This is a genomic window from Bacillus daqingensis, assembly GCF_042654445.1.
GTDB lineage: Bacteria > Bacillota > Bacilli > Bacillales > Salisediminibacteriaceae > Alkalicoccus > Alkalicoccus luteus.
Window position 1 is genome coordinate 237,402 of sequence record NZ_JBHSGK010000004.1, and the last position, 23,338, is coordinate 260,739.

At 50.1% G+C, this 23,338-nt stretch carries 25 protein-coding genes and 1 riboswitch; of the genes, 17 read left to right on the forward strand and 8 right to left on the reverse strand.

The genetic code is table 11. The features are described 5' to 3' along the window. Positions 1-2 precede the first annotated feature (2 nt). The 4 genes from ACFO4L_RS05985 (at position 3) to ACFO4L_RS06000 (ending at position 2,704) form a co-directional block, all read left to right on the forward strand. Complete coding sequence (locus tag ACFO4L_RS05985) at positions 3-935, forward strand: manganese-dependent inorganic pyrophosphatase (RefSeq protein ID WP_377908787.1); 933 nt, start codon at positions 3-5, stop codon at positions 933-935. A 157-nt stretch (positions 936-1,092) separates the two neighbouring features. After that, a complete protein-coding gene (locus tag ACFO4L_RS05990; protein ID WP_377908788.1) occupies positions 1,093-1,329 on the forward strand; it encodes a hypothetical protein in 237 nt (78 codons plus the stop codon). Between the two features lie 354 nt (positions 1,330-1,683). Next, positions 1,684-2,472, forward strand: a complete 789-nt coding sequence (locus ACFO4L_RS05995; RefSeq protein WP_377908789.1) for an SDR family oxidoreductase — start codon at positions 1,684-1,686, stop codon at positions 2,470-2,472. Positions 2,473-2,500: 28 nt separating this feature from the next. Further along, positions 2,501-2,704 (forward strand): hypothetical protein, encoded by a 204-nt coding sequence (locus tag ACFO4L_RS06000; protein ID WP_377908790.1) that lies wholly within the window; start codon positions 2,501-2,503, stop codon positions 2,702-2,704. A 52-nt stretch (positions 2,705-2,756) separates the two neighbouring features. Here ACFO4L_RS06000 and ACFO4L_RS06005 read toward each other — a convergent pair whose 3' ends face one another. After that, on the reverse strand, positions 2,757-3,440 hold the full coding sequence (locus ACFO4L_RS06005) for an amino acid ABC transporter permease (RefSeq protein ID WP_377908791.1): 684 nt from the start codon (positions 3,438-3,440) through the stop codon (positions 2,757-2,759). A 20-nt stretch (positions 3,441-3,460) separates the two neighbouring features. Then, positions 3,461-4,324 (reverse strand): transporter substrate-binding domain-containing protein, encoded by an 864-nt coding sequence (locus tag ACFO4L_RS06010; protein ID WP_377908792.1) that lies wholly within the window; start codon positions 4,322-4,324, stop codon positions 3,461-3,463. Positions 4,325-4,503: 179 nt separating this feature from the next. Between ACFO4L_RS06010 and ACFO4L_RS06015 the strand changes: the two genes are divergently transcribed. From ACFO4L_RS06015 to ACFO4L_RS06045, 7 genes are all read left to right on the forward strand, one after another. Beyond that, on the forward strand, positions 4,504-5,061 hold the full coding sequence (locus ACFO4L_RS06015) for a TetR/AcrR family transcriptional regulator (RefSeq protein ID WP_377908793.1): 558 nt from the start codon (positions 4,504-4,506) through the stop codon (positions 5,059-5,061). Positions 5,062-5,143: 82 nt separating this feature from the next. Further along, positions 5,144-8,233, forward strand: coding sequence for an efflux RND transporter permease subunit (locus ACFO4L_RS06020; protein WP_377908794.1), 3,090 nt, complete (start codon positions 5,144-5,146; stop codon positions 8,231-8,233). 258 nt (positions 8,234-8,491) lie between these two features. Then, positions 8,492-9,187: a response regulator transcription factor gene (locus tag ACFO4L_RS06025; protein WP_377908795.1), complete on the forward strand. Its 696-nt coding sequence runs from the start codon at positions 8,492-8,494 to the stop codon at positions 9,185-9,187. Next, complete coding sequence (locus ACFO4L_RS06030) at positions 9,184-10,539, forward strand: sensor histidine kinase (RefSeq protein ID WP_377908796.1); 1,356 nt, start codon at positions 9,184-9,186, stop codon at positions 10,537-10,539. The genes ACFO4L_RS06025 and ACFO4L_RS06030 overlap by 4 nt, the downstream gene beginning before the upstream one ends. Then, positions 10,536-11,240, forward strand: coding sequence for a PepSY domain-containing protein (locus ACFO4L_RS06035; RefSeq protein WP_377908797.1), 705 nt, complete (start codon positions 10,536-10,538; stop codon positions 11,238-11,240). Before ACFO4L_RS06030 ends, ACFO4L_RS06035 begins: the two co-directional genes overlap by 4 nt. A 186-nt stretch (positions 11,241-11,426) precedes the next feature. Continuing rightward, on the forward strand, positions 11,427-12,260 hold the full coding sequence (locus ACFO4L_RS06040) for a PepSY domain-containing protein (protein ID WP_377908798.1): 834 nt from the start codon (positions 11,427-11,429) through the stop codon (positions 12,258-12,260). Then, a complete protein-coding gene (locus tag ACFO4L_RS06045) occupies positions 12,235-12,957 on the forward strand; it encodes a PepSY domain-containing protein (protein ID WP_377908799.1) in 723 nt (240 codons plus the stop codon). The genes ACFO4L_RS06040 and ACFO4L_RS06045 overlap by 26 nt, the downstream gene beginning before the upstream one ends. A gap of 46 nt (positions 12,958-13,003) precedes the next feature. On the opposite strand, the gene ACFO4L_RS06050 is transcribed toward ACFO4L_RS06045, so the two are convergent. Both ACFO4L_RS06050 and ACFO4L_RS06055 read right to left on the reverse strand, forming a co-directional pair. Beyond that, complete coding sequence (locus ACFO4L_RS06050; protein WP_377908800.1) at positions 13,004-13,354, reverse strand: hypothetical protein; 351 nt, start codon at positions 13,352-13,354, stop codon at positions 13,004-13,006. Then, a complete protein-coding gene (locus tag ACFO4L_RS06055; RefSeq protein WP_377908801.1) occupies positions 13,351-13,656 on the reverse strand; it encodes an antibiotic biosynthesis monooxygenase family protein in 306 nt (101 codons plus the stop codon). Before ACFO4L_RS06055 ends, ACFO4L_RS06050 begins: the two co-directional genes overlap by 4 nt. Before the next feature lie 197 nt (positions 13,657-13,853). On the opposite strand from ACFO4L_RS06055, the gene murB reads away from it, so the two are divergent. Continuing rightward, the gene (gene murB / locus ACFO4L_RS06060) at positions 13,854-14,774 is read left to right on the forward strand and encodes a UDP-N-acetylmuramate dehydrogenase (RefSeq protein ID WP_377908861.1); all 921 of its coding nucleotides are present in this window, start codon (positions 13,854-13,856) and stop codon (positions 14,772-14,774) included. Between the two features lie 78 nt (positions 14,775-14,852). Here the strand turns inward: murB and crcB are convergent, their stop codons facing one another. Continuing rightward, positions 14,853-15,233: a fluoride efflux transporter CrcB gene (gene crcB / locus ACFO4L_RS06065; protein WP_377908802.1), complete on the reverse strand. Its 381-nt coding sequence runs from the start codon at positions 15,231-15,233 to the stop codon at positions 14,853-14,855. Further along, entirely contained in the window at positions 15,230-15,619 is a 390-nt protein-coding gene (locus ACFO4L_RS06070) for a fluoride efflux transporter FluC (RefSeq protein WP_377908803.1), read from the reverse strand. The genes crcB and ACFO4L_RS06070 overlap by 4 nt, the downstream gene beginning before the upstream one ends. A 95-nt stretch (positions 15,620-15,714) precedes the next feature. Between ACFO4L_RS06070 and ACFO4L_RS06075 the strand changes: the two genes are divergently transcribed. The 4 genes from ACFO4L_RS06075 (at position 15,715) to arsA (ending at position 20,783) form a co-directional block, all read left to right on the forward strand. Then, a complete protein-coding gene (locus tag ACFO4L_RS06075; protein WP_377908804.1) occupies positions 15,715-16,527 on the forward strand; it encodes an undecaprenyl-diphosphate phosphatase in 813 nt (270 codons plus the stop codon). Positions 16,528-16,617: 90 nt separating this feature from the next. Next, positions 16,618-16,783, forward strand: a riboswitch (M-box (ykoK) riboswitch). A gap of 222 nt (positions 16,784-17,005) precedes the next feature. After that, positions 17,006-18,373, forward strand: a complete 1,368-nt coding sequence (mgtE, locus tag ACFO4L_RS06080) for a magnesium transporter (protein ID WP_377908805.1) — start codon at positions 17,006-17,008, stop codon at positions 18,371-18,373. Between the two features lie 293 nt (positions 18,374-18,666). Beyond that, entirely contained in the window at positions 18,667-19,023 is a 357-nt protein-coding gene (gene arsD, locus ACFO4L_RS06085) for an arsenite efflux transporter metallochaperone ArsD (RefSeq protein WP_377908806.1), read from the forward strand. 23 nt (positions 19,024-19,046) lie between these two features. After that, complete coding sequence (gene arsA, locus ACFO4L_RS06090) at positions 19,047-20,783, forward strand: arsenical pump-driving ATPase (protein ID WP_377908807.1); 1,737 nt, start codon at positions 19,047-19,049, stop codon at positions 20,781-20,783. 133 nt (positions 20,784-20,916) lie between these two features. Here arsA and ACFO4L_RS06095 read toward each other — a convergent pair whose 3' ends face one another. Together ACFO4L_RS06095 and ACFO4L_RS06100 are read right to left on the reverse strand one after the other, a co-directional pair. After that, entirely contained in the window at positions 20,917-21,423 is a 507-nt protein-coding gene (locus ACFO4L_RS06095) for a GNAT family N-acetyltransferase (protein ID WP_377908808.1), read from the reverse strand. Between the two features lie 81 nt (positions 21,424-21,504). Beyond that, a complete protein-coding gene (locus tag ACFO4L_RS06100; protein ID WP_377908809.1) occupies positions 21,505-21,972 on the reverse strand; it encodes a metal-dependent hydrolase in 468 nt (155 codons plus the stop codon). A 93-nt stretch (positions 21,973-22,065) separates the two neighbouring features. Between ACFO4L_RS06100 and ACFO4L_RS06105 the strand changes: the two genes are divergently transcribed. Then, positions 22,066-23,280, forward strand: coding sequence for an MFS transporter (locus ACFO4L_RS06105; RefSeq protein ID WP_377908810.1), 1,215 nt, complete (start codon positions 22,066-22,068; stop codon positions 23,278-23,280). The last annotated feature ends 58 nt before the right edge of the window (positions 23,281-23,338 follow it).

Sequence of the window (23,338 nt, forward strand, 5' to 3'; positions counted from 1 at the left end):
TCATGAACAAAGAAAAGAAGCTCATTTTTGGACACAAAAATCCAGATACGGATACGATTGCCTCAGCGCTTATTTATGCAGACTTGAAAAAGCAGCTTGGTGAAGAAGTGGAAGCAGTCCGCCTCGGAGAAGTGGGAGCAGAAACGCAGTATGCGCTCGATCATTTCGGGATAGAAGCTCCGCGTCACGTCGAGCGTGTATCGGATGAAGTGGATACGGTTATTCTCGTCGATCATAATGAATTTCAGCAGAGCGCCGATGACATCCGGGACGTGCAGGTGGCAGAAGTGATTGACCACCACCGGATTGCCAACTTTGAAACAGAGGGGCCGCTCTACTACCGGGCAGAACCTGTAGGCTGTACCGCAACGATCCTGAAAAAAATGTATGCGGAACACAACAAAGACATCAGTAAAGAAGTGGCGGGTTTAATGGTTTCAGCGATTATCTCCGACTCTCTCCTGTTTAAATCACCTACGTGCACAGAGGAAGATAAGCGTGCAGCAGAAGAGCTTGCTTTAACAGCACAGGTCGATCTGAAGGAATATGGACTTGACATGCTAAAAGCCGGTGCTGACATGAGCAGTAAATCAGTTGATCAGCTGCTGACGATGGATGCGAAGGAATTCACGATGGGCGCTCACACGGTCAAGGTGGCTCAGGTAAACGTTGTAGATGCAGCGGATGTGCTGAATCGAAAAGAAGACGTGCTGCAAGCAATGGAGCAGGAAGTTTCCAGCAACAGCTACGGTCTGTTTGCGCTGGCTGTTACGGATATTCTCTCCAACGATTCCGTCCTCCTTACTGCCGGCGGAGAAGAGAAAGCCGTTGAACAAGCATTCAGCGTTACGCTGAACGATCACGAAGCGGTGCTTGAAGGCGTCGTTTCCCGTAAAAAGCAGATCGTACCACCGCTGACAAATGCATTATCCTGATTCACTCAGAAAAGGAACGACACGGGAGGCGGAGGCATCCCGCCAGGCTGTTGAAAAAGTCTTTCCACTTACATGTTTATTCGCTTGATTGTATTTCCCCTCTGTTTACCTAGCCTGCCGCGGGCTGGCCTTCAGCTATTTCTCAGGGGGACCCTGTATGGAGGGAAGAAAGGCACGGGAGAATGGCGCGGCTTCACGCGGACTCAGGCTTCTCACAAGAAGCCTTCAAGAGCCAGTCCGGCTCCGCTCGTGCGTGGATGCCATTCGCAGATCTGAACGGCACGAAATCTTCAGACTGCTTGTTGCGCCTCCGCCGGACACAATGGGAAAACGGCTCTGCTTGTTTGAGAACAACGTCACGACAGACGCGACTGCTTTTTTCCGTTTATCATGAATACGATGAAGTACGGACACCCCCTATTCAACATCGAAACGTCTTATCGGGAAGGTTCTATCTGTATGGAAGCCAATCGTGCAGTCCGAACCAGGCACGTGAAACGCACTGCAGCTGCCGGCATCGAAGGAGCTCGACTCCTGGAGGATCAGAACGAGGCGAAGATCCAGCGCTTCCTACGGAAGAAGGAAGCGGTTAGCTGAGCCCGTTCCCTCCGGAAAGCGAGGGTCCGCAGATACAGGCAGATGCAACCTTATTTACCTAAAATGATGTTATCAACACTCTGACGGGATGCGGAGGCATCCCGCTTTTTTACAGCTATAAATGGAAAATAAAGGATTTAGGAGGGGTTGGATGACAAACGTTGCGTTAGTTACAGGGGTAGGCAGGAGAGCAGGGCTTGGGGCTGCTATCTGCCGCAAATTAGCAGCTGATGGTTTTCATGTTGTGTTTACATGGTGGGGAAGCTACGATTCGGAAATGCCCTGGGGAAAAGATGAACAGACGGTAAATGAATTGATCAGGGAGCTTGAACAGAACGGCGTGAAGGCAGCAGCGATTGAAGCGGATCTGGAGCGGCCGCAAGCCGCAGTGGAGATTATGAAGGAAGCCGAAGCGGCCATGGAACAGGCGCCGTCTGTTCTTGTCAATAACGCAGCCGTTTCGATTAATGATCACCTTGGAAATGTGACAGCAGAAGCGCTCGACCGTCACTATGCAGTAAATACGCGAGCGGTCGTGCTGCTGATTCAGGCGTTTGCGGCTATGCTTCCGCGAGGAGAAAAAGGGAGTATCGTAAATATTGCAACCGGCTGGTCTAAAGGGCAAATGCCGGATGAGCTTTCCTATGTGGTAACAAAATCAGCCGCAGAAACACTCGTATATTCAATCTCGTCCCAGCTGATGAAGCGGGGAATCCGTTTAAATGGTGTCAATCCGGGACCGACTGACACCGGTTGGATGACGGAAGAGATCAAGGAGGAACTGAAGGAGCTGTTCCCCGACAAACGTATTGGCGAACCAGAAGATGCTGCACGGGCAGTCGCCTGGCTTGCGGGAGAGGAGGCTCGCTGGATCACCGGGCAGGTGCTTCATTCTGAAGGCGGGTTTTTAAACCGGGACAGTCCGGGTACAGAGCTGTAAGACAAATTTCGGAAGGAGTAGATGACGAATGGAAATGGCAGGCGCGTTAGGCATGCTTTTTTTCATCGCCGTTTCTTTGCTGCCGCTCATTCTCGCCATTCTGCTGATTGTTTGGGTTTATCAGCTGAAGAAAAACTCAGACCTGCAGGCGGAGCAGATGAAGCGGGTGATCGCGCTGCTTGAGCAAAAAAGCAGTTCAGCAGGAAAAGATCTGGATCGAGACCGGATGTAAAAAAGCACCGTCCCCCATTCTGACTGGGAAGACGGTGCTTTTCGTCTGGCTGCTATAAAGCGCCGTAGCGCTCGTATCGCTTTTCCAGGTAATTTTGCAAAAGCGTCATTACGGAGCATACTGCCCAGTAAATCAGCGCTACAAGAATAAACATGGTCATGTAATCCATCTCTCGTCCTGCTACAATCCGCGAAAGCTGGAAAATTTCCGGAACCGTAATCATCGCAGCGAGAGAGGATGCTTTAATTAAATCGAGCAGCACGTTTGTCAGCGGCGGAACAGCAATTCGTGAAGCCTGCGGCAGAATGATCCGGCGCATCATTTTCGGATAGGTGAATCCAAGTGAGCGGGCGGACTCCCACTGCCCCCGGGGGATCGCGGCGATCGCCGAGCGGTTGATTTCCGCCATGTAGGCAGCACTGTTTAAGCTGAAGCCGATAATGGCAGCAGTAACGGCAGCAAACTCGATTCCAATGAACGGAAAACCGAAGTAGAGCAGAAATAAAATGATGAGAATCGGCACGCCTCGCATAAACGAAATATAAACGCGTGCCGGCCATCTCAGATAGAAGCGCGGAGAAGCTCGGGCAACCGCAAGCAGCAGGCTGATCACAAGTCCGATCACCATACTGACGAGAGAGATGAGCAGCGTCAGCCCAAGTCCCTGCAGCACGTAAGGAAGTGAATTCCATGCAAGCTCAATATCAAAAATGTGCTCCCAGCGAACAGAACTCACAGCCAGCTCCCCCTTCCCATTTATTCCTCGAGCTCGTCAAGGTCTTCTTCTTCATCCATAAAGGTTTCATCGTCTGCAAAGTCGACATCCGGCTCCTGGGATACATCCTGGCCACCGAAAAAAGTCTCGGACAATTCTGTGATCGTTCCATCTTCCATCATCTCGGCAATCACCTCATTCAGCTGATCGCGAAGCTCTGTATTTTCCAGGTCCATAATCATGGCCTGATTATTCGGATGGTAGAACAAGTCCGGATGCACGGTAACGTCAATGTCAGGCAGTGCTTCAACAGCCAGAGACTGCAGATAGAAGTCGTTCAGAACAACGTCCGTTTCGCCTCGCTCCACGTCGCGCAGGTACACATCGTTCGTGACATTCTCGTACACAACACCCTCAGCGCCAAACTCTTCGGAGATCTGCATGTAAATCGTAGTAGCAGCACCTCCCGCGCGTTTTCCTTCTAAATCCTCAAGCGTTTCAATGCCGGAAAGATCGTCTTCCCGGACGACCATGCTTCCATATGAGAATTTATACGGATCAGTAAAGAGAAAATTTTCTTCCCGTGCCGGATTAACGTCAATATCATTGACAGCAAGATCGACCTGTCCGTTGTTGATAGACGTCAGCATCCCGTCAAAGCCCATTTCCGTAAATTCGACGTCAAGATCAAGGCGCTCGGCTGCTTCTCGGACAACCTCTACTTCAAATCCAGTTAACTCATCGGAATCTTCATCCCGGAATGATGTAGGGTACAGAGTGCCGGAGGTTGCAACCTCGAGCACGCCTTCCTCTTCAATCTGTTCCCATCCGGAAGCATCATCTGTTGTACCGCAGGCAGAGAGGAGCAGAACCGCTCCGGCGCCTGTCAAAACTGCTTTCTTCATCTATGTTCCTCCTGTTATCATAATGAGTGAAAAAGTGAACATACAAAACATAGCATGTCACCCTTCCGTCTGGCAATGGAGCTGCTTCAAGTTCTTTTGCAAGAATTGAAACAGAGGGTTAAAATGGACCGGTACAGGGTATAGAACGTTAGTTTAGGGGTGGAAAGGAAGCGTTGAAGATGGGACGAGCGAAAACAATCGATGAGGTGCAGCTTTTCCAGGAAACAGAAAAGCTGATACTGGAGTCCGGTTACGCCGGTTTTCACTTCAAAGCACTTTCGGAAAGGCTTGGGGTGGCTAGAAGCACCATCTACAATTACTACTCGAAAAAAGAAGAGCTGATCACGGCTTTTATGGTCCATCTGCTCGAGCAGGTCGTTGAAAACATGGACCGGGCCAGCCACGCAGGCAATCCGGTACACGCTCTGATTCAGCTCTGGGGACGATACGCGAACATCCATCAAATGATGCAGGTGATGCCGTATATTGATAAGGAAGCATCACCAAAGGTTCAAAAAAGCGTAGAAGCGATGTTTCAACTTCTGCAGCAAATGCGTTCCAAGATTAAAGATATTCTGATTGAAGAGCAGCAGCGCGGCAGCGTCAGGGAAGATGTACCGCTGGACACACTGGCCGGCTTTGTTATGTCAGCGGTTCAAATTCCGTTCCGGCATGAGTCGGAGGAGGCATGGGCGGACGAAGTGTATAAGCTGATCCGAAGCGGTCTTTCTGCTTAGCAGTACATTCTGCTTTTCATAAAGCCGCTTATTGCTTATAGTTATAAATGACACTATCGTCATAAAAATGGAGGGCATCAGCATGATTGACAAAATTATATCGAGACCGAAAATTACGATGATGTTTATCAGTATTTTTATCCTGTTGGGGGTACTGACCCTTTTTCAACTTCCACAGCGGGAAATTCCAGAGATTTCGTTCGACGTTGCTAACATATCGACGCCTTATCCCGGCGGTGCCCCTGAAGAGGTAGAGCAGCAGGTAACCGTTCCGCTCGAAGGAGCTGTTGAAGGAATCGACGGTATTGCCGAGATTCAGTCAGTTTCGACTTCCGGCTTTTCGACCATTACTGTGGAGCTGGAGGACGGGGTTAACCGGAGCGAAGTCTTCACAGAAATCCAGCAGGCGGTTGCGCAGGCAGAGAGTGAACTTCCGGATACGGCAGAACCGGAATTTGCTGAGGTAGAAGGGCTTGGAGGGCTGTCGAGCTACCATATACTCGGCGATGACTATGAAGAGCTGTACGATCTTCGCGAGTTGATCGAAGGCTGGGAAGAAGAAATTGAATCGATTAATGATGTAGCCTCCGTTGGCATAAAAGGCTTTCCGGATCAGCAGCTGCTGATCGATGTTGATGCAGATGAGCTGTTTGACGCGGGCCTGCAGCTGCCGGACGTCATTGATGCCATAGGGGGTGAGCTGAATCCGCAGCCGCTGGGTATTCAGCAGGCTGACGGGGAAAACGTACAGCTGGAGCTTTCGACGCTGCAGAGCTCTGATGAGATTGGCTCCATTTTTGTAGGGAACGATCTGGACGGCGATCGGGTCTACATAGAGGATATTGCCGAGGTCGGCATTGATCTCGATGTCCCGGATGACCTGATTACATTTGAACAGACCCCGGCACTCGCCTTCACCGTCTTTCCGGAAGAAGGAGCCAATATTCCTACCCTGCATGACGCAGTGGATGAGCGGATGAATGAGCTTGGCGAACAGCTGCCTGGCGGTGTGGAGCTGGACCTGTTTTATACACAGGTGACCATTGTAGATGAAATATTTGGTGATCTCGCGCTTTCCTTTTTATTCGCCGCGATTTCAGTTATTGTCGTGACGCTGCTTGGACTGAATATTTCATCGGCCGTGATCGTGGCGCTGGCGATTCCGACCTCTGTGTTTATCGGGCTGATTCCGCTGCCATTTGCAGGTGTCGACTTGAACCAGATTTCGATTATCGGACTGATTGTGGCACTCGGAATTCTCGTTGATGACGCCATTGTGGTTGGCGATAATATTCGAAACAAATACCGGGAGGGACTGGACCCGGTTAAAGGAGCACTGACAGGCGTGCGAGAGGTGCGTACGTCGATTATCGTTTCGACGCTTACGATTGTCTTTACGTTTTTGCCGCTCGTATTTATCACAGGCGCAAACGGAAACTTCATCCGGGCGCTCCCAACTGTGCTGATTACGACGATTCTTGCATCGACCATTGTCGCATTAACATTCGTACCGATTTTCTTGATTTGGCGTCGGAGAAAGCAGCTTGTGAAGAAAGCAGGCTCACACCGGGCAGAAGTCGACGGTATCCTGGGGCGGCAGTTTAACCGGCTCGCTGACTGGTACAGCGATGTAATCCTCGCAAAAGTAGTCCGTCATCCTTGGAAGGTGGCTATTTCCGGACTTGTCGTTACTACCGCCTTTTATGCACTGATTCCGTTCATTCCGGTTGTCTTTTTCCCAAGTACGGATCGGGATGAAGTTACAGTAGAACTGCGCATGCCGGCAGGAACGTCTCTTGAAGAGACGGAAAATGTGCTGCAGGATATGCGGACGATGATCACAGCTGAAGATGAAAACGTCTATGAAACAGCTGTTTACGCTGGAGACGGGCTGCCGCCTCTGTTTGGTGACGGCCTGGACAATACCGGAGAAGAAACAGGAAATATTTTGCTGCGGGTGGAGCGTGAGGCCCAGTCGGCGGAGGAAACGATCGACCGCTGGACAGAGCCGCTGCAGGAAGAATTTCCTGATGCAGAAATTGAACTTGGAACGATTGAGGCAGGTCCGCCTGTCGGAGCGCCTATCGCTCTGACGCTGCAGGGTCCGGATGTTGACACGCTCATGGACATCAGCAGCGATTTGCAGCAGGAGATCAGCGAGATTCCGGAAAGCGGGACAGTACTCGATGATCTCGGTCCGCGACGTCCGACGCTCGTGTACGAGCCGGATCGTGACGAACTCGAAGAAAATGGACTTACACCGGCTGACATCAGTGAACAGATCGGTCTTCGTACAGAAGGCATTCCACTGCTCACATTCCGTTCAGCGGAAGAAACCGTAGACCTTCAGCTCGCCCTCGACCGAGTGCCGCAGGGAGAAGATATCGATATCAGTGAAATCGAAGTACCGAGTATGGAGCAGATGGAAGAGTCCGGGGCTCCGGAGCTGCTTACACTCGATACACTTGTAAGTGAAGAACGAACAGAGGAAATTCCACAAATCATCCGTGACGGCGGAGAACGGACCGTAACGGTGCGCGTTTTCCCGGGCGAAGGGGACGACCAGGCACTGGAGGAGGAAATTGAAAGCATTATTGCCGATGTGCAAACAGACTACAGTGATGACTATACGATCAGTCTCGGCGGGGAAACCGAGCAGCGGACTGATTTCATTTTGGAGCTGGCAACACTGTTTGTGCTTGTGCTGTTCCTGATTTATATCGTCATTGCGATTCAGTTCTACTCCCTCGCTATGCCGTTTCTCGTGCTGTCGACGGTACACATTGCCGCATCAGGCGCGATCGTCGGGCTATTCGTCACGCAGACCGGGCTCGGCTTTACCGCACTGCTCGGAATTGTGTCCCTTGCCGGGATTGTTGTCCGAAACTCGATTGTGCTGCTGGAATTCATCCGCCAGCGCCGCCAAGAAGGCATGGGGCTGCATGAATCTGTCATTGAAGCGGGACGTGTGCGTTTACGGCCGATTCTGTTGACTGCATTCACGGCTATTGGCGCACTGACGCCTGTCGCACTGAGCGGAGATGTACTGTTTCAGCCGCTCTCTATTTCCATCATTGCCGGTCTGCTGTTTTCAGCGGTACTGACCGTCATTATCGTACCAGCGCTCTATACGGCTTTTGCCGGAAGGGCTTTGAAAAAGCAGAAAGCGTAACGTCTTTTACTTGGAGGCACCTGGACAGCGATGTTCCGGTGCCTCCGTCTTTTTTCATTAACCCTGTTCATGACGGGAGTCGATAGTGAAAAATTGTCTGAACAGTGCCCCGAAAAGGCAGGCTTTTGACGATGCAGCTGTTTGATTAGTTTACTCTGCCCCTTTGCGCACAGGCTTCAGCGGATGGAGGCAGTTGCTTTTTTCAGCAAAAAAGAGTAAGACTAAAGAAACGATACGTCACGATCTGGGGGAGTCACCTTGAAAGAGCGCATATTAATTGTGGAAGATGAAGAAAAGATTGCTCGAGTGCTGCAGCTGGAGTTACAGTATGAAGGATATGAAGCAGACACCGTTCATGATGGAATGGATGCGTGGCTGACGATACAGGATAAACGCTATCAGCTCTACATTTTAGACGTTATGCTGCCTGGTTTAAGCGGGATTGAACTGCTGCGGCGGATTCGCAGAGAACAAAAGCAGGTGCCGATTCTCATGCTGACAGCACGGGATGCAACTGTGGATAAAGTGACGGGCCTCGATCAGGGGGCCGATGACTACGTCACGAAGCCGTTTGATATGGAAGAGCTTTTGGCTCGCGTGCGAGTTTTGTTAAGACGGAATGGGGCCGGGCAGGACGATAAACAGGATGAAAAGCTGTCGTTTCAAGATGTGGAAATCAATATTCCACGAAGAGAAGCACGGCGGGCCGGCGAGAAACTGGAGCTTACACCAAGGGAGTATGACCTGCTCGTATACTTCATGGAAAACCCGTACCGGGTCCTCTCCCGGGAACAGCTTATGGACCGGGTGTGGGGATTTGACTACGCGGGGGAAACGAACGTGGTCGACGTGTACGTCCGCTACTTGCGTCAGAAGCTGGATAAGCCGTTTGACAGTTCTTATGTGCATACGGTGCGCGGAGTCGGCTATGTGCTGAAGGATGAGTCGGAATGAAGCTTGCACAGCGGATGACGCTTTACTCCACCGGGCTGCTGCTGCTTATTTTAATTGCAGTCAATATCGGCATCTACCTTGTGTTTCAGCAAAACCTGCTGGAAGGGGAGCAGAACCGGACGCTTGAGCAGGCGCGCACGATGACCGAAGCTGTCAGCTCGCAGCCAGATCAAAATCCGGCTTCTTTTTTGGAATCATACGTTTCCGGAGACAGCATGATCCGCGTGATCAGCCCGGAGGGGAGCAGTCTGCTGACCGTGACCACTCAAAATACGGAACTTGCCACCATTCCGGTTACGGACCCGCAGCCAGGAAGAGAAACAACCCGAGTCTTTAATTTTGCGGGATCTTCCTATGCATCGGCTCAGGTTCCGCTGCTGTGGGAGGAAGGAGCAGTCGTCACACTTGAAGTAACTGAGCCGATGCCGATGTACGAAGAAACGCTTCAGATTCTGCGGTTCGTGCTGCTCCTGGCGACAGCTGTGATCGTACTGCCGTCTTTTCTGGCGGCACGATCGCTCAGCCGGTTTGTACTGCGGCCGGTGCAGGCACTTGTGGCCACGATGAAACAGATTGAAGAACAAGGTACCTTTAAGAAAATTGATTTGGAAACGAAACGAAAAGACGAGCTCGCAGATATGGGACGAACATTTAATCATATGATTGATCTTTTGCGGGAAAACTATGAGAAGCAGCAGCAGTTCGTTTCGGATGCTTCACACGAATTAAAGACGCCGCTTACAGTCATTGACAGCTATGCGCAGCTATTAAAGCGCCGGGGCCGTGATAAGCCGGAAGTCGTTGATGAAGCGGTTGACGCCATCACTTCAGAAGCGCAGCGAATGAAAGAGATGACCAATCAGATGCTTGCGCTTGCGTCCGGTGAAAACAGAGCGGTTGAGAAGGGGCCGGTGCGGCCGGGGCCTGTCTTTGCGGACACTGCCAGACAGCTGTCCGTTGCCTACAGTCGACCGGTACATGTGAAGACAGACGATACAGCGGTTATTGAAGGAAACGAACTGCAGCTGAAGCAGCTGGCTTATCTGCTGATTGAAAATGCGCTGAAATACAGCTCAGAAGATGTATCGGTCACCGTTGAACGTCAGACCGAAGGAGTAACCTGTACAGTCGCTGATAAAGGAATCGGCATTGCTGAAGAGGATATCCCCTATATTTTCGACCGGTTTTACCGGGTCGATAAGGCGCGCACACGAGCGAGCGGAGGTACCGGTCTCGGGCTGTCTATCGCAAAGGAGATCACAGAGTCACACGAGGGCCGGATTTATGTCGACAGCGTGATTGAGCAGGGAACAACGTTTACGGTTCTGTTTCCGGAGGAGGGGCTGGCATGACTGGAAAAACGATACGACTGATTCTTATACCTGCGGCTGCAGCAGCTGCCTTAGCCGCTCTCCTTTTTTTATTCTTTCAACAGGAAGAACAACTGGAAGGGAGTGCTGTAATAGAAGCTCTTGAAAATCGGTATCAGGCTGATGTTTCGAACCTGTATTTGGAAGCGGACGGCTACCATGCGTCCTTTTCGACAGCTTCAGGAGAATACGAAGCTCTCGTTGATCCAGTTTCAGGCGAGGTGCTTTCACTGGAGCAGACGAGGGTGCTGGAGGAAACGGACGAAGCCGCATCTCCGGACATGCTGACCGAAGAAGAGGTACGCGCCATAACTGAAGAAACCGTCTCCGGTGATATGGATATAACTGCCGTTGACCTGCATGAAGAAGGCGGGACGCCCTATTATGATGTTGCGTTTCAGGTGGACAGCCGCAGCGGCAGGCTGGAGATTGACGCCTTCAGCGGGGCAGTGGACTTGTTTACCCTTGAGGAAGAGGCTGCGCTGGAGCCGCTTACGGAAGACGAAGCGATAGAGATTGCACTGCAAGAGCACGAGGGCGACGTGGATGATATCGATCTTGAAGAAGAAGACGGAAGACTTATCTTTGAAATCGAAGTAGAAAACGATGAAACGGGTGTCGATGCAGATATTATCATTGATGCCTATACCGGCGAGGTGCTCTCCGTTATATACGATGATTGATGCTAAAACCGTCTCTGGCCCCGGTCAAAGGCGGTTTTTTATTTAAGTATACTCATAAAGCAATTGTCTGAGAAAAAAATCATATCATTCTAATCGAATTCTCATTTTTTCTTCATGATGTTCTCATCTCCACTGGATATAGTAGAACCAGATCAACAAAACACTTACAAAAAAGGAGCGAGTATCATGAAAAAAACAATGCTTTCGATCGCAGTGATTTCGATTATTGGAGGAACATCCGCATTTGCACTGGCTGGTGATGAACCGACAGCTGATCTGACAGAGATCAATCAGACAGAGCAAAACAACACAGAGCAACAGACAGACTCCGCAGCGGATGAGAGTGATCGCATTACGCCGGAGCAGGCAGTCGATGCCGCGAAGACTATTGTCGATGGCCAGCTGGATGAAGTGGAGCTGGATACGGAAAATGGAAGACTCGTTTATGAGGTCGAGCTCGACTACATGGACGATGACTATGATATTAAAGTCGATGCGTATACTGGTGAAGTCGTAAAGGTAGATGATGACTTACTCGGTACAGGAGCAGAACAGCAGGTTGCCATTTCCATTGAAGAAGCAGAGCAGACAGCGCTGAGCCTTTTTGACGGAGGCACGATTGATGACCGCGAACTTGAAAAAAAGAATGGCCGTTATGTGTATGAGCTGGAAGTAGAAATTTTCGACGAAGACGGAGATGTGTATATTGATGCTGAATCCGGCGAAGTCATTCATGTCGAAAGTGACATCCGCGGCTACATGACAGAAGGGAACAGCAGCCAAGCAAGCGAGGAGCAGCACACAGAAACCAATGAGTCTGGGAACAGCAATGAACAGATTTCTTCTCAGAAAGCAGCCGATATCGCGCTTAATCACGTAGGCAAGGGACACGTTGATGATATAGAGCTGGAACGGGAAAACGGGATGCTCGTTTATGAAGTAGAAGTAGAGTACGGAGATGACGATGTGGATGTTTATGTGGATGCCTTCACTGGTGAAGTCATTTACGTGGACCATTAAGATGAAAAAGCAAGTGAAGCAAGCGCTGCCGCTTTTATGCGGTGGTGCTTTCCTGGCAGGAATGTACGGACTATTTGGAAATGATCCGGAGCTTCTGCATGCAGAGGAAGCAGTCGACATGATGGAATCGCGCTACAAAGGGGAAGTAACAGCTTTTCAGGCACTTGAAGATACGTATACGATGCAGCTGACTGCAGCTGACGGGACTTATCAGATTGACCTGCATCCGGTCACCGGGGAGGTGCTGTCGTTTGATCCAGTGAGTGAACAGGGGCTTGAACAACAGGAAGAAGAAGAGTTGGAAAAGCTGGAGTCAGCTGATGTTGAAGCGATCGTATCTGAAACAGCTGCTGGAGCTGTGATCACTGAAATGGAGCTGAAAGAAGGGGAACAGAACGTGTACGATGTCGTATTTTCTCAAGATGGAGCGACAGGCCGGCTGGAAATTGATGCCTACAGCGGGGACATCGAGCTGTTTACGCTTGAGGAAACGGCCCCGGTCGATCCGATTGACCGTGATAAAGCAGCTGCTCTCGCCGTTAAAGCTTTTGAAGGCGAAGTAGATGACATAGATCTGGAAGAAAAGAACGGGCGGCTCGTTTATGAAATCGAGGTAGAAAATGAAGCCGCTGATCGTGAGGCTGATGTGATCATCGATGCGTACAGCGGAGAAGTGCTGGAGATTGTTCATGACTAACATGAAACAGCCCGCAGGCCAATCAGGCTGCGGGCTGTTTGGTGATTTAATCCTCTGACGTTAAGCTTGTCCGGGCAGCCTGGAGATAGCGGCAGTAACTCGCCGTGCGCTCAGACGTATCGTCCTGCATCGCATCCTCCAGAAATAAAAAGTTATCCGTTAAATGTTTTGTACTCATTCCGTGGCGCGTCAGGATGCCGTTCAGCCAGTGGGCATAGTCAACGAACATGGCTTCACTGTTTACCGTAAAGGCTGCAGAAAGCTGTTTCAAATGATGATGGTTGTCTTCGCGGCACTTTTCGACACCACGTTCACCGTATTTTTCAAGCAGTTCAGGATCAGCCTCATACATCCGCTTTGTCACGCGATCGATGATAATGTCAGCGGTGAGCGTCATGTAGCCACCACCTTATGCTGGGATACGGAAGGAATAATCGAGGCGAGCTCTTGATCGGGATATTTCTTTTCAAGATCGTGAGTTCGCTTAAAATCTCCCCCGCGAACCCAATTCATATACGATTCTTTCGTATCGAAAAACAGTTGTACGGTAATCTCGCCGGCTTTTTTATCGTTTTGCAGCAGCAGAAAATCGAGAAACCCCGGGGCATTATCGACGATACGCGAACGGTTCTGATAAATGCCGATCACTTCGTCCGCTTTCTCTTCGGGGACGTGAAACGTAGAAAATACGGTATACATGGCAGTAGCCTCCAATAGCTTTTCATTTCCTCCAGACTACCACAGGCTTCGCCTGTCTGCCTATTGCAGTCTGATAACATTTCTGCGTATGCTGCGAAAGAGCCTTTGCAAATGGCTTGTAATTGTTTAGAATGAAAAGGATAGTAATGCAAGTGAATTTACGCAATAAGCAGTGAGGGATTACAATGACAAATAAAATTAATCATACAGAAGCCGCATATGAACGGCTCGCATCAGTACTCGGAGACGGGCTTGTAAAACGAAACGAACCGATGAGCAACCATACATTGACGAAAATGGGCGGCAGCGCTGATATATTTGCAGCGCCGGAAACGTTTGAACAGGCAGCAGAAGTTGTAGCGATTCAAAAGCAGTTTGACATCCCATTTATGATTCTTGGAAATGGATCCAATTTAATTGTCAGAGACGGCGGCATCCGCGGTCTGGTTATGCACTTTAAACATCTTCAGTCGATTACGGTTGACCAACAGTCGCTGACGCTGAAGGCGCAGGGCGGAGCTAATATTAAGGAAGCTTCCCGCCGAGCACTGGACTACAGCCTGACAGGTCTTGAATTTGCCTGCGGTATTCCGGGCACGATCGGCGGCGCGATGGTCATGAACGCCGGCGCTTACGGCGGTGAAGTAAAGGATGTCATCGATCATGTGACGGTCATTACGCCGGAAGGACAGATCAAGCGTCTTCATAAAGACGAGCTTGAACTGGACTATCGTAAAAGTATTATCGGGCGCAAGCGCTATATCGTACTTGAAGCGGTATTTCAGCTGGCTGAAGGTGATGCAGGCGTGATTAAAGAAAAGATGGATGATTTGACGTTTCAGCGTGAATCGAAGCAGCCGCTTGAATATCCGTCTGTCGGAAGTGTCTTTAAACGTCCGCCGGGATACTTTGCCGGGAAACTGATTCAGGACAGCGGCCTGCAGGGAAAAGGCTTTGGAGATGCGGAAGTGTCGACGAAGCATGCAGGCTTTATCGTGAATAAAGGCCGTGCCACAGCGACAGACTATTTGAAAACAATTGATATGGTTCAGCGTACCGTGAAGGAAAACTTCGGTGTAGAGCTGGAGCTGGAAGCGAAAATCGTCGGCGAGGAATAAGCAGCCGGTCTTAAGAAAAAAGGGTCGCCACACCGGACGTTTTAAAATCCGGCACAGGCAGCCCTTTTTGTCGTTTCCTTAAGAAGGACCTGCCAGAAGGAAACCAAATAGAAACGTACCGAGTGAACCGATGATGGTGATAGAGGAATACCAGAGGGCCGGCATCCAGGCCCCGCGCCTCAGCAGTGTAATAGTTTCAACTGCAAAAGTGGAAAATGTCGTGAATGCCCCGAAAAAGCCGACTCCGACTATTAAAAAAACAGGGTCTTCGTATGCATCCAGCGGGATATAGCCAAGATAAAGGCCTAGAAAAAGGCCAAGACCGAAAGAACCGGTCAAATTCACTGCAAGCATGGGAATCGGAAAACTGCTTTTCGTAAACCGGTCGGATAACAGGACGCCAATCATGTAGCGCAAAAGCGCACCAATACCTCCGGCGAGTGCCGTCAGCAAAATCATCCTCCTCCCTCCTTTCGTTTCGCTACATAGTACATTCCGAAAAAGCCTGCTGCCGCAGCAGCAAGTCCTCCGAAAATAGAGACAGCCAAGTACACAACTGGTGCGGTTTCGCTCAGTCCGGCCGTCAGAACGGTATCAGAGGCGAGCGTTGCCATCGTGGTAAAGCTCCCGCAAAAGCCAGCGCCAAGGCCTGCTTTAAGCCAGGCAGGCAGAGGCTTCAACAGCGTCCAGGCGGTGAGGGCACCAAGCACAAGGCTGCCGCTGATATTTTCAATAATGGTGCCGTAAGGATAGCCGGTATCTAAAAATGCCAGGGTTACCCAGTAGCGTGAGACCGCTCCTGTCATACCGCCAATAAAGACGGCCAGTAACATAATGGGATGCATACATGCGCCCCCTTTCTAATTTGCCTGAAATCTGGTAACGTGTACGCCAGTGCGTACGCATCCACTCATTATACAGGAGGAATTGACTTTACCATATGACTGAATTTATTGCGTTACTTCAATACATTTTTCTCGGAGCAGTACAGGGATTGACCGAACCTCTTCCGGTATCATCAAGCGGCCACTTACGTCTCGTGCAGCACTTTTTCGGAATCGATGTTCCGGACTTGCATTTTGAGGTCTTCCTGAACGGGGCATCCTTGATTGCCGTTTTTATCGTCTATCGCCGTGATTTGATGGAAATGATCAACGGCACTGCCCGCTATGTCATGACGCGGGAGCGCCGGCACTATGGCTCGTTCCGGTTTGCATGGCTGATTGTGCTCGGAACGATTCCGGCGGTGATCGTAGGGGGACTGTTCGCAGACTTTATCGGAGGCGAACTGACGGCGATTCACATGGTCGCGCTTGCCCTGATGATCACGGCGATCGCACTCTGGCTCATTCGCAACCTTCGCGGAGATAAAACAGATGAGCAAATTACCGTCATGGATACCGTCATTATCGGCCTTGCTCAGACGCTCGCACTTGCGCCGGGGATCAGCCGGTCCGGGGCAACGGTCGTAGCGGCACTTGCCCGAAAAGTGAGTCCGGAAACGGCGCTGAAATTTTCCTTCTTTTTATCCATTCCGGTCAGTATCGGAAGCCTTGTGTTTATGATTCCGGAAATGCATGCGGCTATGACAGCTCCTGGCATGTTCGTGCCGTATGTTATATCGTTTATAGCTTCTGTTATCGTATCCGTTTTTGCGATCAAACTGTTTATTAATCTGGTCACGAATGGCCGCCTGATTTATTTTGCAGCCTACTGCCTGACAGTTTCTGTCTTGATTTTGTTTTTTGGTTAGATAGAAAAATGTTGCCAATGGCAAAATATTTTCAAGGATATGGTTGACACCTTGAAACTGCCCATGCTACATTTTCATAAGAATATCAGCTGAATACCTCGTTAGGTGAGGCTCCTGTGCAGGAGATACGCTGCTGCCCAAAAACGTCCAGAGACGCCAATGGGTCAACAGAAACCATCGACTTAAGGTGGTTTTTAACGCAGCTGGGAACATCCCTATGCCGCACAGTGCTAAAGCTCTACGATAGGGGGAGTACCGGCAGTTTTGCCGGTATATGTGAGTGCGTATTCAAGGCACCCTCTATTTGTGGAGGGTGCTTTTTTTGATGAATTCAGCTGAAAAGCAGGTTCAAGGAAAGGAGTGGGGAAAGATGGACCCCGATTCATGTTTATTCACAGAGGGTAAAAAAACAACAACAATAGAGGGAGTCGCTTTCCCTGCTTGTGGAAAGTGCTCCTTTTGATAAGGAGGCAGACACATGGTAAAACTCAATACGTATACTCGCGAAGAGTATAAGAAATATATCATTCAACAGATCGATGAAGAGCAGACGCTGAAGGTGCACGAGACGGTGATGGATCTTCATCCGACAGACCGGGCAGAGATCTACCGGGAGCTCACCGATAAACAGAAGGAGTTTATTCATACCGTTCTCAGTCCGGCTGAAATGGCAGAGATTTTCGAGCAGCTGGAGGCAGAAGACCAGGCTCACTTTATTCGAACGGTAGATGAGCTGTATGTAGCAAACATGTTTGATGAGCTGAATGCGGATGATGCTGCTGACTTTCTTGCAGAAATGGAAGATAACAAAGCAACTGAAATTTTGAGCATTATGCAGCAGGAGGAAGCGGAAGAAGTCCGGGAACTGATGGCATACGAAGAAGAAACAGCCGGGGCCATCATGACTAAGGAATTCATTGCGCTTCGTGCAAGCGATCAGGTAAAAGACGTGATGGAGCGTCTGCGCGAAGAAGCACCGGACGCAGAAACGATTTACTACCTGTACGTGGTCGACGACAAAGATAAACTCGCAGGCGTTGTGTCACTTCGGGATCTGATTACGGCAAGGCCGGAGGATACGGTGGCGGATGCGATGAGTACCCGTGTTGTATCCGTCGACGCTGAAGAGGATCAGGAGGATGTTGCCCGGCTTATTAAAAAATACGACTTTCTTGCTGTTCCGGTTGTAACAAAGCAGAATACGTTAGTCGGGATCATCACCGTCGATGATATTTTAGATGTTGTTGAAGAAGAAACGGAAGAGGATTTTGGTGAGATTTCCGCTGTGCGCGGCTCGCTCGACGCTAAAATCTCTTCTTTTACAGCAGCTAAGAAACGGGCTCCGTGGATTGTGGCCCTCATGTTCCTCGGGTTGATTACGGCAAACGTAATCGATCAGTTTGAAGAAACACTGGAAGCTGTTGTAATTCTTGCTGCCTTCATTCCGCTGATTATGGACTCTGCTGGTAATACAGGTACACAGGCGCTCGCTGTTGTCGTTCGCCGGCTGGCAACTGGCGATGTAGAGCGTGGACAGATTGGCGGCATGATCCGGCGTGAATTCGGAACCGGTGTTTATCTAGGTTTATTCTGCGCTGTCACCATCATGGTGCTCATTCCATTTTTATACGGAAACTGGGTCCTTGCAGGTGTTGTCGGTACGTCCATCTTTATCACGCTGAGCATCGCAACGGTTGTCGGAGCGACGATTCCGCTGATTATTAACAAGCTGAAAATTGATCCGGCAGTCGCATCCGGTCCGTTTATTACAACATTGAACGACGTAATCGGCCTGATGATTTACTTTACCATCGCCACTTCCATGCTGGCGTACCTGCCAAACTAATAGCAGCTGAAACTGCCTGTCGCATCTTGCGGCAGGCAGTTTTCAACGTATCGGCAACGTTCTAATGGCTGAAAACTCTTGTATGTGCGACACCCTCTTTGAGGAAGGGAATGGGCTCAGCTGACAGCTCCTTTTTTAGCAGGTAAGGTATTCGTCCATTAAAACAGCAGTTTGAGCCTGTTCACTAAAGAAGAGCCTGAATGGCAGGGAGCCGGTTGCGTTTTAATGAAGGGTGCGTTACACTCTGTATATAAATGATTGCTTATATACATAAAGACGGAGGATGATGTATCATGACAAAACAAATTCGTGTATTTGATCCTGCTCTCTGCTGTTCAACTGGCGTATGCGGACCGGATGTGGATCCGGCACTGACAAAAATGGCCAAGCTGCATCTGGATGTTCAGAAAGCAGGCTTTGATATGGAACGATATAATCTTGCCCAGGAGCCTCAGCCTTTTGTGGAAAACAGCGCTGTGAAACAGCTGCTCGATACAGAGGGAGCGGATGCACTGCCGGCGATAACAGTAGATGGAGAATTGGTGATGAACGGACGTTATCCGGACAGAAGCGAGCTGGCGGCTTTTCTGGATGTCGAAGAAAAAGAGTTGCAAAGTAAGGCTCCATCTACAAAAGTTGACCTGCTGTAAACGCGGCCGAAGGAGTGTTGAACGTGAAGCAATTTGACCCGACTGATCTAACGGTTCCATATCTATTTTTAACAGGTAAGGGAGGAGTAGGGAAAACGTCCACCGCTGCGGCACTTGCTGTCAGCCTTGCCGACCTAGGCAAGCAGGTGTTAATCGTAAGTACGGACCCTGCTTCTAATCTTCAGGACGTATTCGACATGGATCTCGGACATGAAACAGCAGCAGTTCCTGGCGTATCAGGTCTGTCCGCTATTAATCTGGATCCGGAGGAGGCGGCAGCGGCTTATCGGGAGAGAGTGCTCGGGCCATACCGGGACCTGCTTCCGCAGTCGGCTGTTGATTCGATGGAGGAGCAGATGTCCGGTGCATGCACAGTCGAGATAGCAGCATTCGACGAGTTTACCCAGTTGCTGACGAACAAAGATAAGACCTCCCCCTATGACCATATCATTTTTGATACAGCTCCTACCGGGCATACCCTTCGTCTGTTGCAGCTGCCGCAGGCATGGACAACATTTCTCGATGAAAACGAGCACGGTGCCTCCTGCCTTGGTCCGGTCTCTGGCTTAGCTTCTAAGCGGGAACAATACGCAGAAGCTGTCCGGGTGCTTGGAGACCCAAAACGTACAAAGCTGATTCTCGTTGCACGTCCGGACAGGGGCAGCCTTGCCGAAGCGCAACGGGCAGGAGCAGAGCTAGGTGAACTTGGAATCAACAGTCAGCAGCTGCTGATCAACGGTGTATTTGAGCGCAGGACCAGAGATGAAACGGCCGTGCAGCTTGAGCGGGTTCAGCAGGAAGCACTGACGCAAACAGACACGGATCAGGCTTCTTTTATACCGCTGAAGCCTCATAACGTGACCGGACTTGAAGCACTTCGATCGTTCTTTGACAAAGAAGCAGCCTTCCAGGAAGAGGTGGCAGGTTTCCGTTCGGAGCCCGGGCTTGAACTGCTTGCAGCGGATCTTTCTCAAATGGAAAAAGGCGTGATTATGACGATGGGAAAGGGCGGCACTGGTAAAACGTCGGTAGCAGCTGCGATTGCTTCTGCACTTGCAGCGACGGGACATCGCGTTCATTTAACTACGACGGACCCGGCTGCTCACGTGGAGCAGGCGATAGGCAGCGAGCGTCCCGCCTCACTTACGGTAAGTGCTGTGGACCCTAAAGAAGTCACGAAAGCCTATAAGGAGAAGGTGCTCAGAGAAGCGGGAGCCGGACTTTCACAAGACGAGCTGTCATTTATGAAAGAGGATCTGGATTCGCCATGTACTGAGGAAATTGCTGTCTTTCAGGCATTTGCTGAAATTGTAGACGAGGCTGCAGATGATATTGTTGTGATTGATACCGCACCGACCGGCCATACGCTTCTGCTTCTCGATGCAGCGGAGGCTTATCATCGGGAGGTGGAACGAAAGGGAGGCAACGTATCAGAAGCAGTTCAAAAGCTGCTGCCCCGCCTTCGCGACCCGCAGTATACAAAGGTTTTATTAGTCAGTCTTCCGGAAGCTACACCGGTCCTGGAGGGAGAGCGTCTCCAACAGGATTTGGAGCGGGCGTGCATTACGCCTGCCTGGTGGGTGCTGAATCAAAGCTTTTCAGCATCGGATACAAAAGAGCCGCTGCTCATGCACCGCGCTGCTGCTGAACAGACATGGATCAGCCGCGTTCAGGCAGGAGGCACCCCCTATGTAACAGCGGCTTGGAACAGCCGCGGCGAAGCAGCTGGACTGCTTGACCAGTTTTATGTCAGAAAATAAGGGAAGCAGAGGCCAGCCGGGACGTTCCGGCTGGCCTCTTACCATTCGTATGTACGGAGCAGCTAAGGCAGAGTGCCATAAAAAAGAGCCTGATCCATAAGAGGAGAGGCTGCTTTTAACTGCTCTGCGGTTTTTAGCTTCCAGTATCAGAAGAGGCAGCGAGCGCATTGCGTTTGGAAAAGTACTGGTTCTTCGTAAGCTGCCAGTTCACCATTTGTAAATGCTCCGTCTCCGGGAACAAGTGATTATTTTCCAGGACGCGGATGGAGCCCAGGTTATCGTGTCGGCATTCCGCAGTCACTCTGGTCACTTCTGTTAATTGAAAGCAATAGTTTAATATCGCTTCAAGTGCTTCAGTTGCATATCCCTGTAAGCGATAAGGCTTTCTGATTCCGTAGCCGACTTCCACTGTATGCCAGTTGTCCGGCTTCCCTTTAAATCCGATATCTCCAATTACCTCATCTGAATCCCGCAAATAAATTATCCAAGGGCCCCAGCCGTAGCAGGCCGAGTTCATCCGTAACCCTTGTAAATGAGCGTCAAGATGAGCTGGAAAATAGTTAGCCTGTCGCAAATGAGGGAAAAGGTCGAGAGAAAGAGCTTTTAAAGTAAGCCTCGATGAATGAACGACCAATCCCATGAAACATTCTCCTTTCAAGACAGGGTATTCTGTCACTGACCTCATTCCCTAAACGAACAAACTTAAACAAAACATATTCTGTTAAAATAAGAAATAAGCAATATAAACGAGTGATGCGATAAAGAGAAGCATTTCAACCCAAGAGCCGGTCCGGTAAACAGGAAGACTCGTGCGTTTTCTCGTCAGAGGGTAGAATAATGGAATGCCGCTTCTGGAAAACAAATCCCCGGTGAGATGAGCAACAAAGCCAAAACAGAAAGCTTCAATAAAGGCGTGATCAAACCGAAGCAGAACAAGCACGGCGACGAGGGCTGCAATACCGGAGTGAGTCAGGCCGCGGTGGCCGAACAATAGCTTTACCCAGAAGGCCAGCCCTCTTGAGCGTCTGCCGATCCAGGAGGTCGTTTCATCGATGTCCGGGAAAACGGCGCCAAGCATCAGACCGGCCGCGGTAAAAGCTGGGGCTGTTTCTGTGAATGAAAAAGCCGTATAATGATCAACGGCAAGCGCTGCCGCACATGCCGTCGAGAGGTGTGTATAATAACGCATGGCGAACGTCCTTTCGTATCGATCTTTTATTATCTTACCATAATGATAGATGTGCAGCAGTAGAAAAATTAGAAGGAAAGAAGGCCAGCAGCCATGACGACACCACCTTTACATAAAAACCGGGCTTTTTTACTCGTCTGGATGTCAGGCCTCACCATTATGCTTGGATTTTCCATGTTTTTTCTCTCTATTTCCTGGTTCATCGTCGACGAACTGCAAGATCCGGCTGTTTTAGGAATCGTTATGATGAGTGTGTCCATTCCAAGGGTTATCATGATGATTTACGGCGGGATTTTAGCAGACAAAATACGCAAGTCGAATATCATGTTTGTCACCAATTTTCTGCAGGTATGCGTTATGGCTGCCATGATTATTCTTTACGTGAACGATTGGCTGACAGTTACGGCACTAGTCATTATCGCACTCGTGTTCGGATTCCTCGACGCGTTTTTCTTTCCGGCAGTGTCTTCGATGATTCCTATCATTGTCAGAGATGCGGAGCTTCAGCGTGCTAATTCACTGTTCCAGGGATCGACTGAAATGATGTTTATTATAGGACCGATCATTGCAGGGCTGCTGCTGTACATCGGTGACTTCACCCTCACGTTTTCGGGGGCTGCGATTTTGATAGCTGTTTCGACAGTGCTCGTCTTCCCTCCGTTCATTAAAGACCCGCGGCCGGATAAGCGCACAGATGGCCAGTCGGCGCTCACAGACTTAGTGGAAGGACTGCGCTATGTGAAAGGATCTGAACTTCACCGGACCGGCACGCTTACGATTGTCGTGCTGAACTTATTTATGATCGGTCCGATCATCATCAGCTTTCCGATTATCGTCAGTGCACTTGGCGGTACCCCGCTTGAACTGAGTCTGTTGGAAGGGGGTCTTGCAGCAGGAACGTTTACAGCAAGCGTTGTTCTTGTCATTTGGAACCTGAAGCGTAAGCGGGGCCGCCTCGTGTTTCTATCGCTTGCACTGACGTTTTTGCTCTTTCTGCTCTTCAGCCGCTCAGAGGCGATGCCGATGCTTGTAGGTTTAACAGCCGCAGCAGGGTTTGCAGCTATGTTCGTCTATTTGCCTGTTGTTACGATGGTGCAGGAACAAACAGAAAAAGCGAAGCTGGGACGCGTGATGAGCATTATTACGCTGGCAGCAAGCGGATTTGAACCAATCGCGTTCGGACTGATTACGATGCTGGTTGCTGCCGATCTGCCAATTACAACGATTTTAACTGCCTCCGCTTCGGCCGGGCTCCTGCTCAGTCTGCTTCTGATATGGCTCAGTCCAGGTTTCAGGCGCAGAGATTGACGTTTCCCTTTTAAAGGCCTAGAAAATCGAATAGACACGTACGTTGCGGACAAGCCAT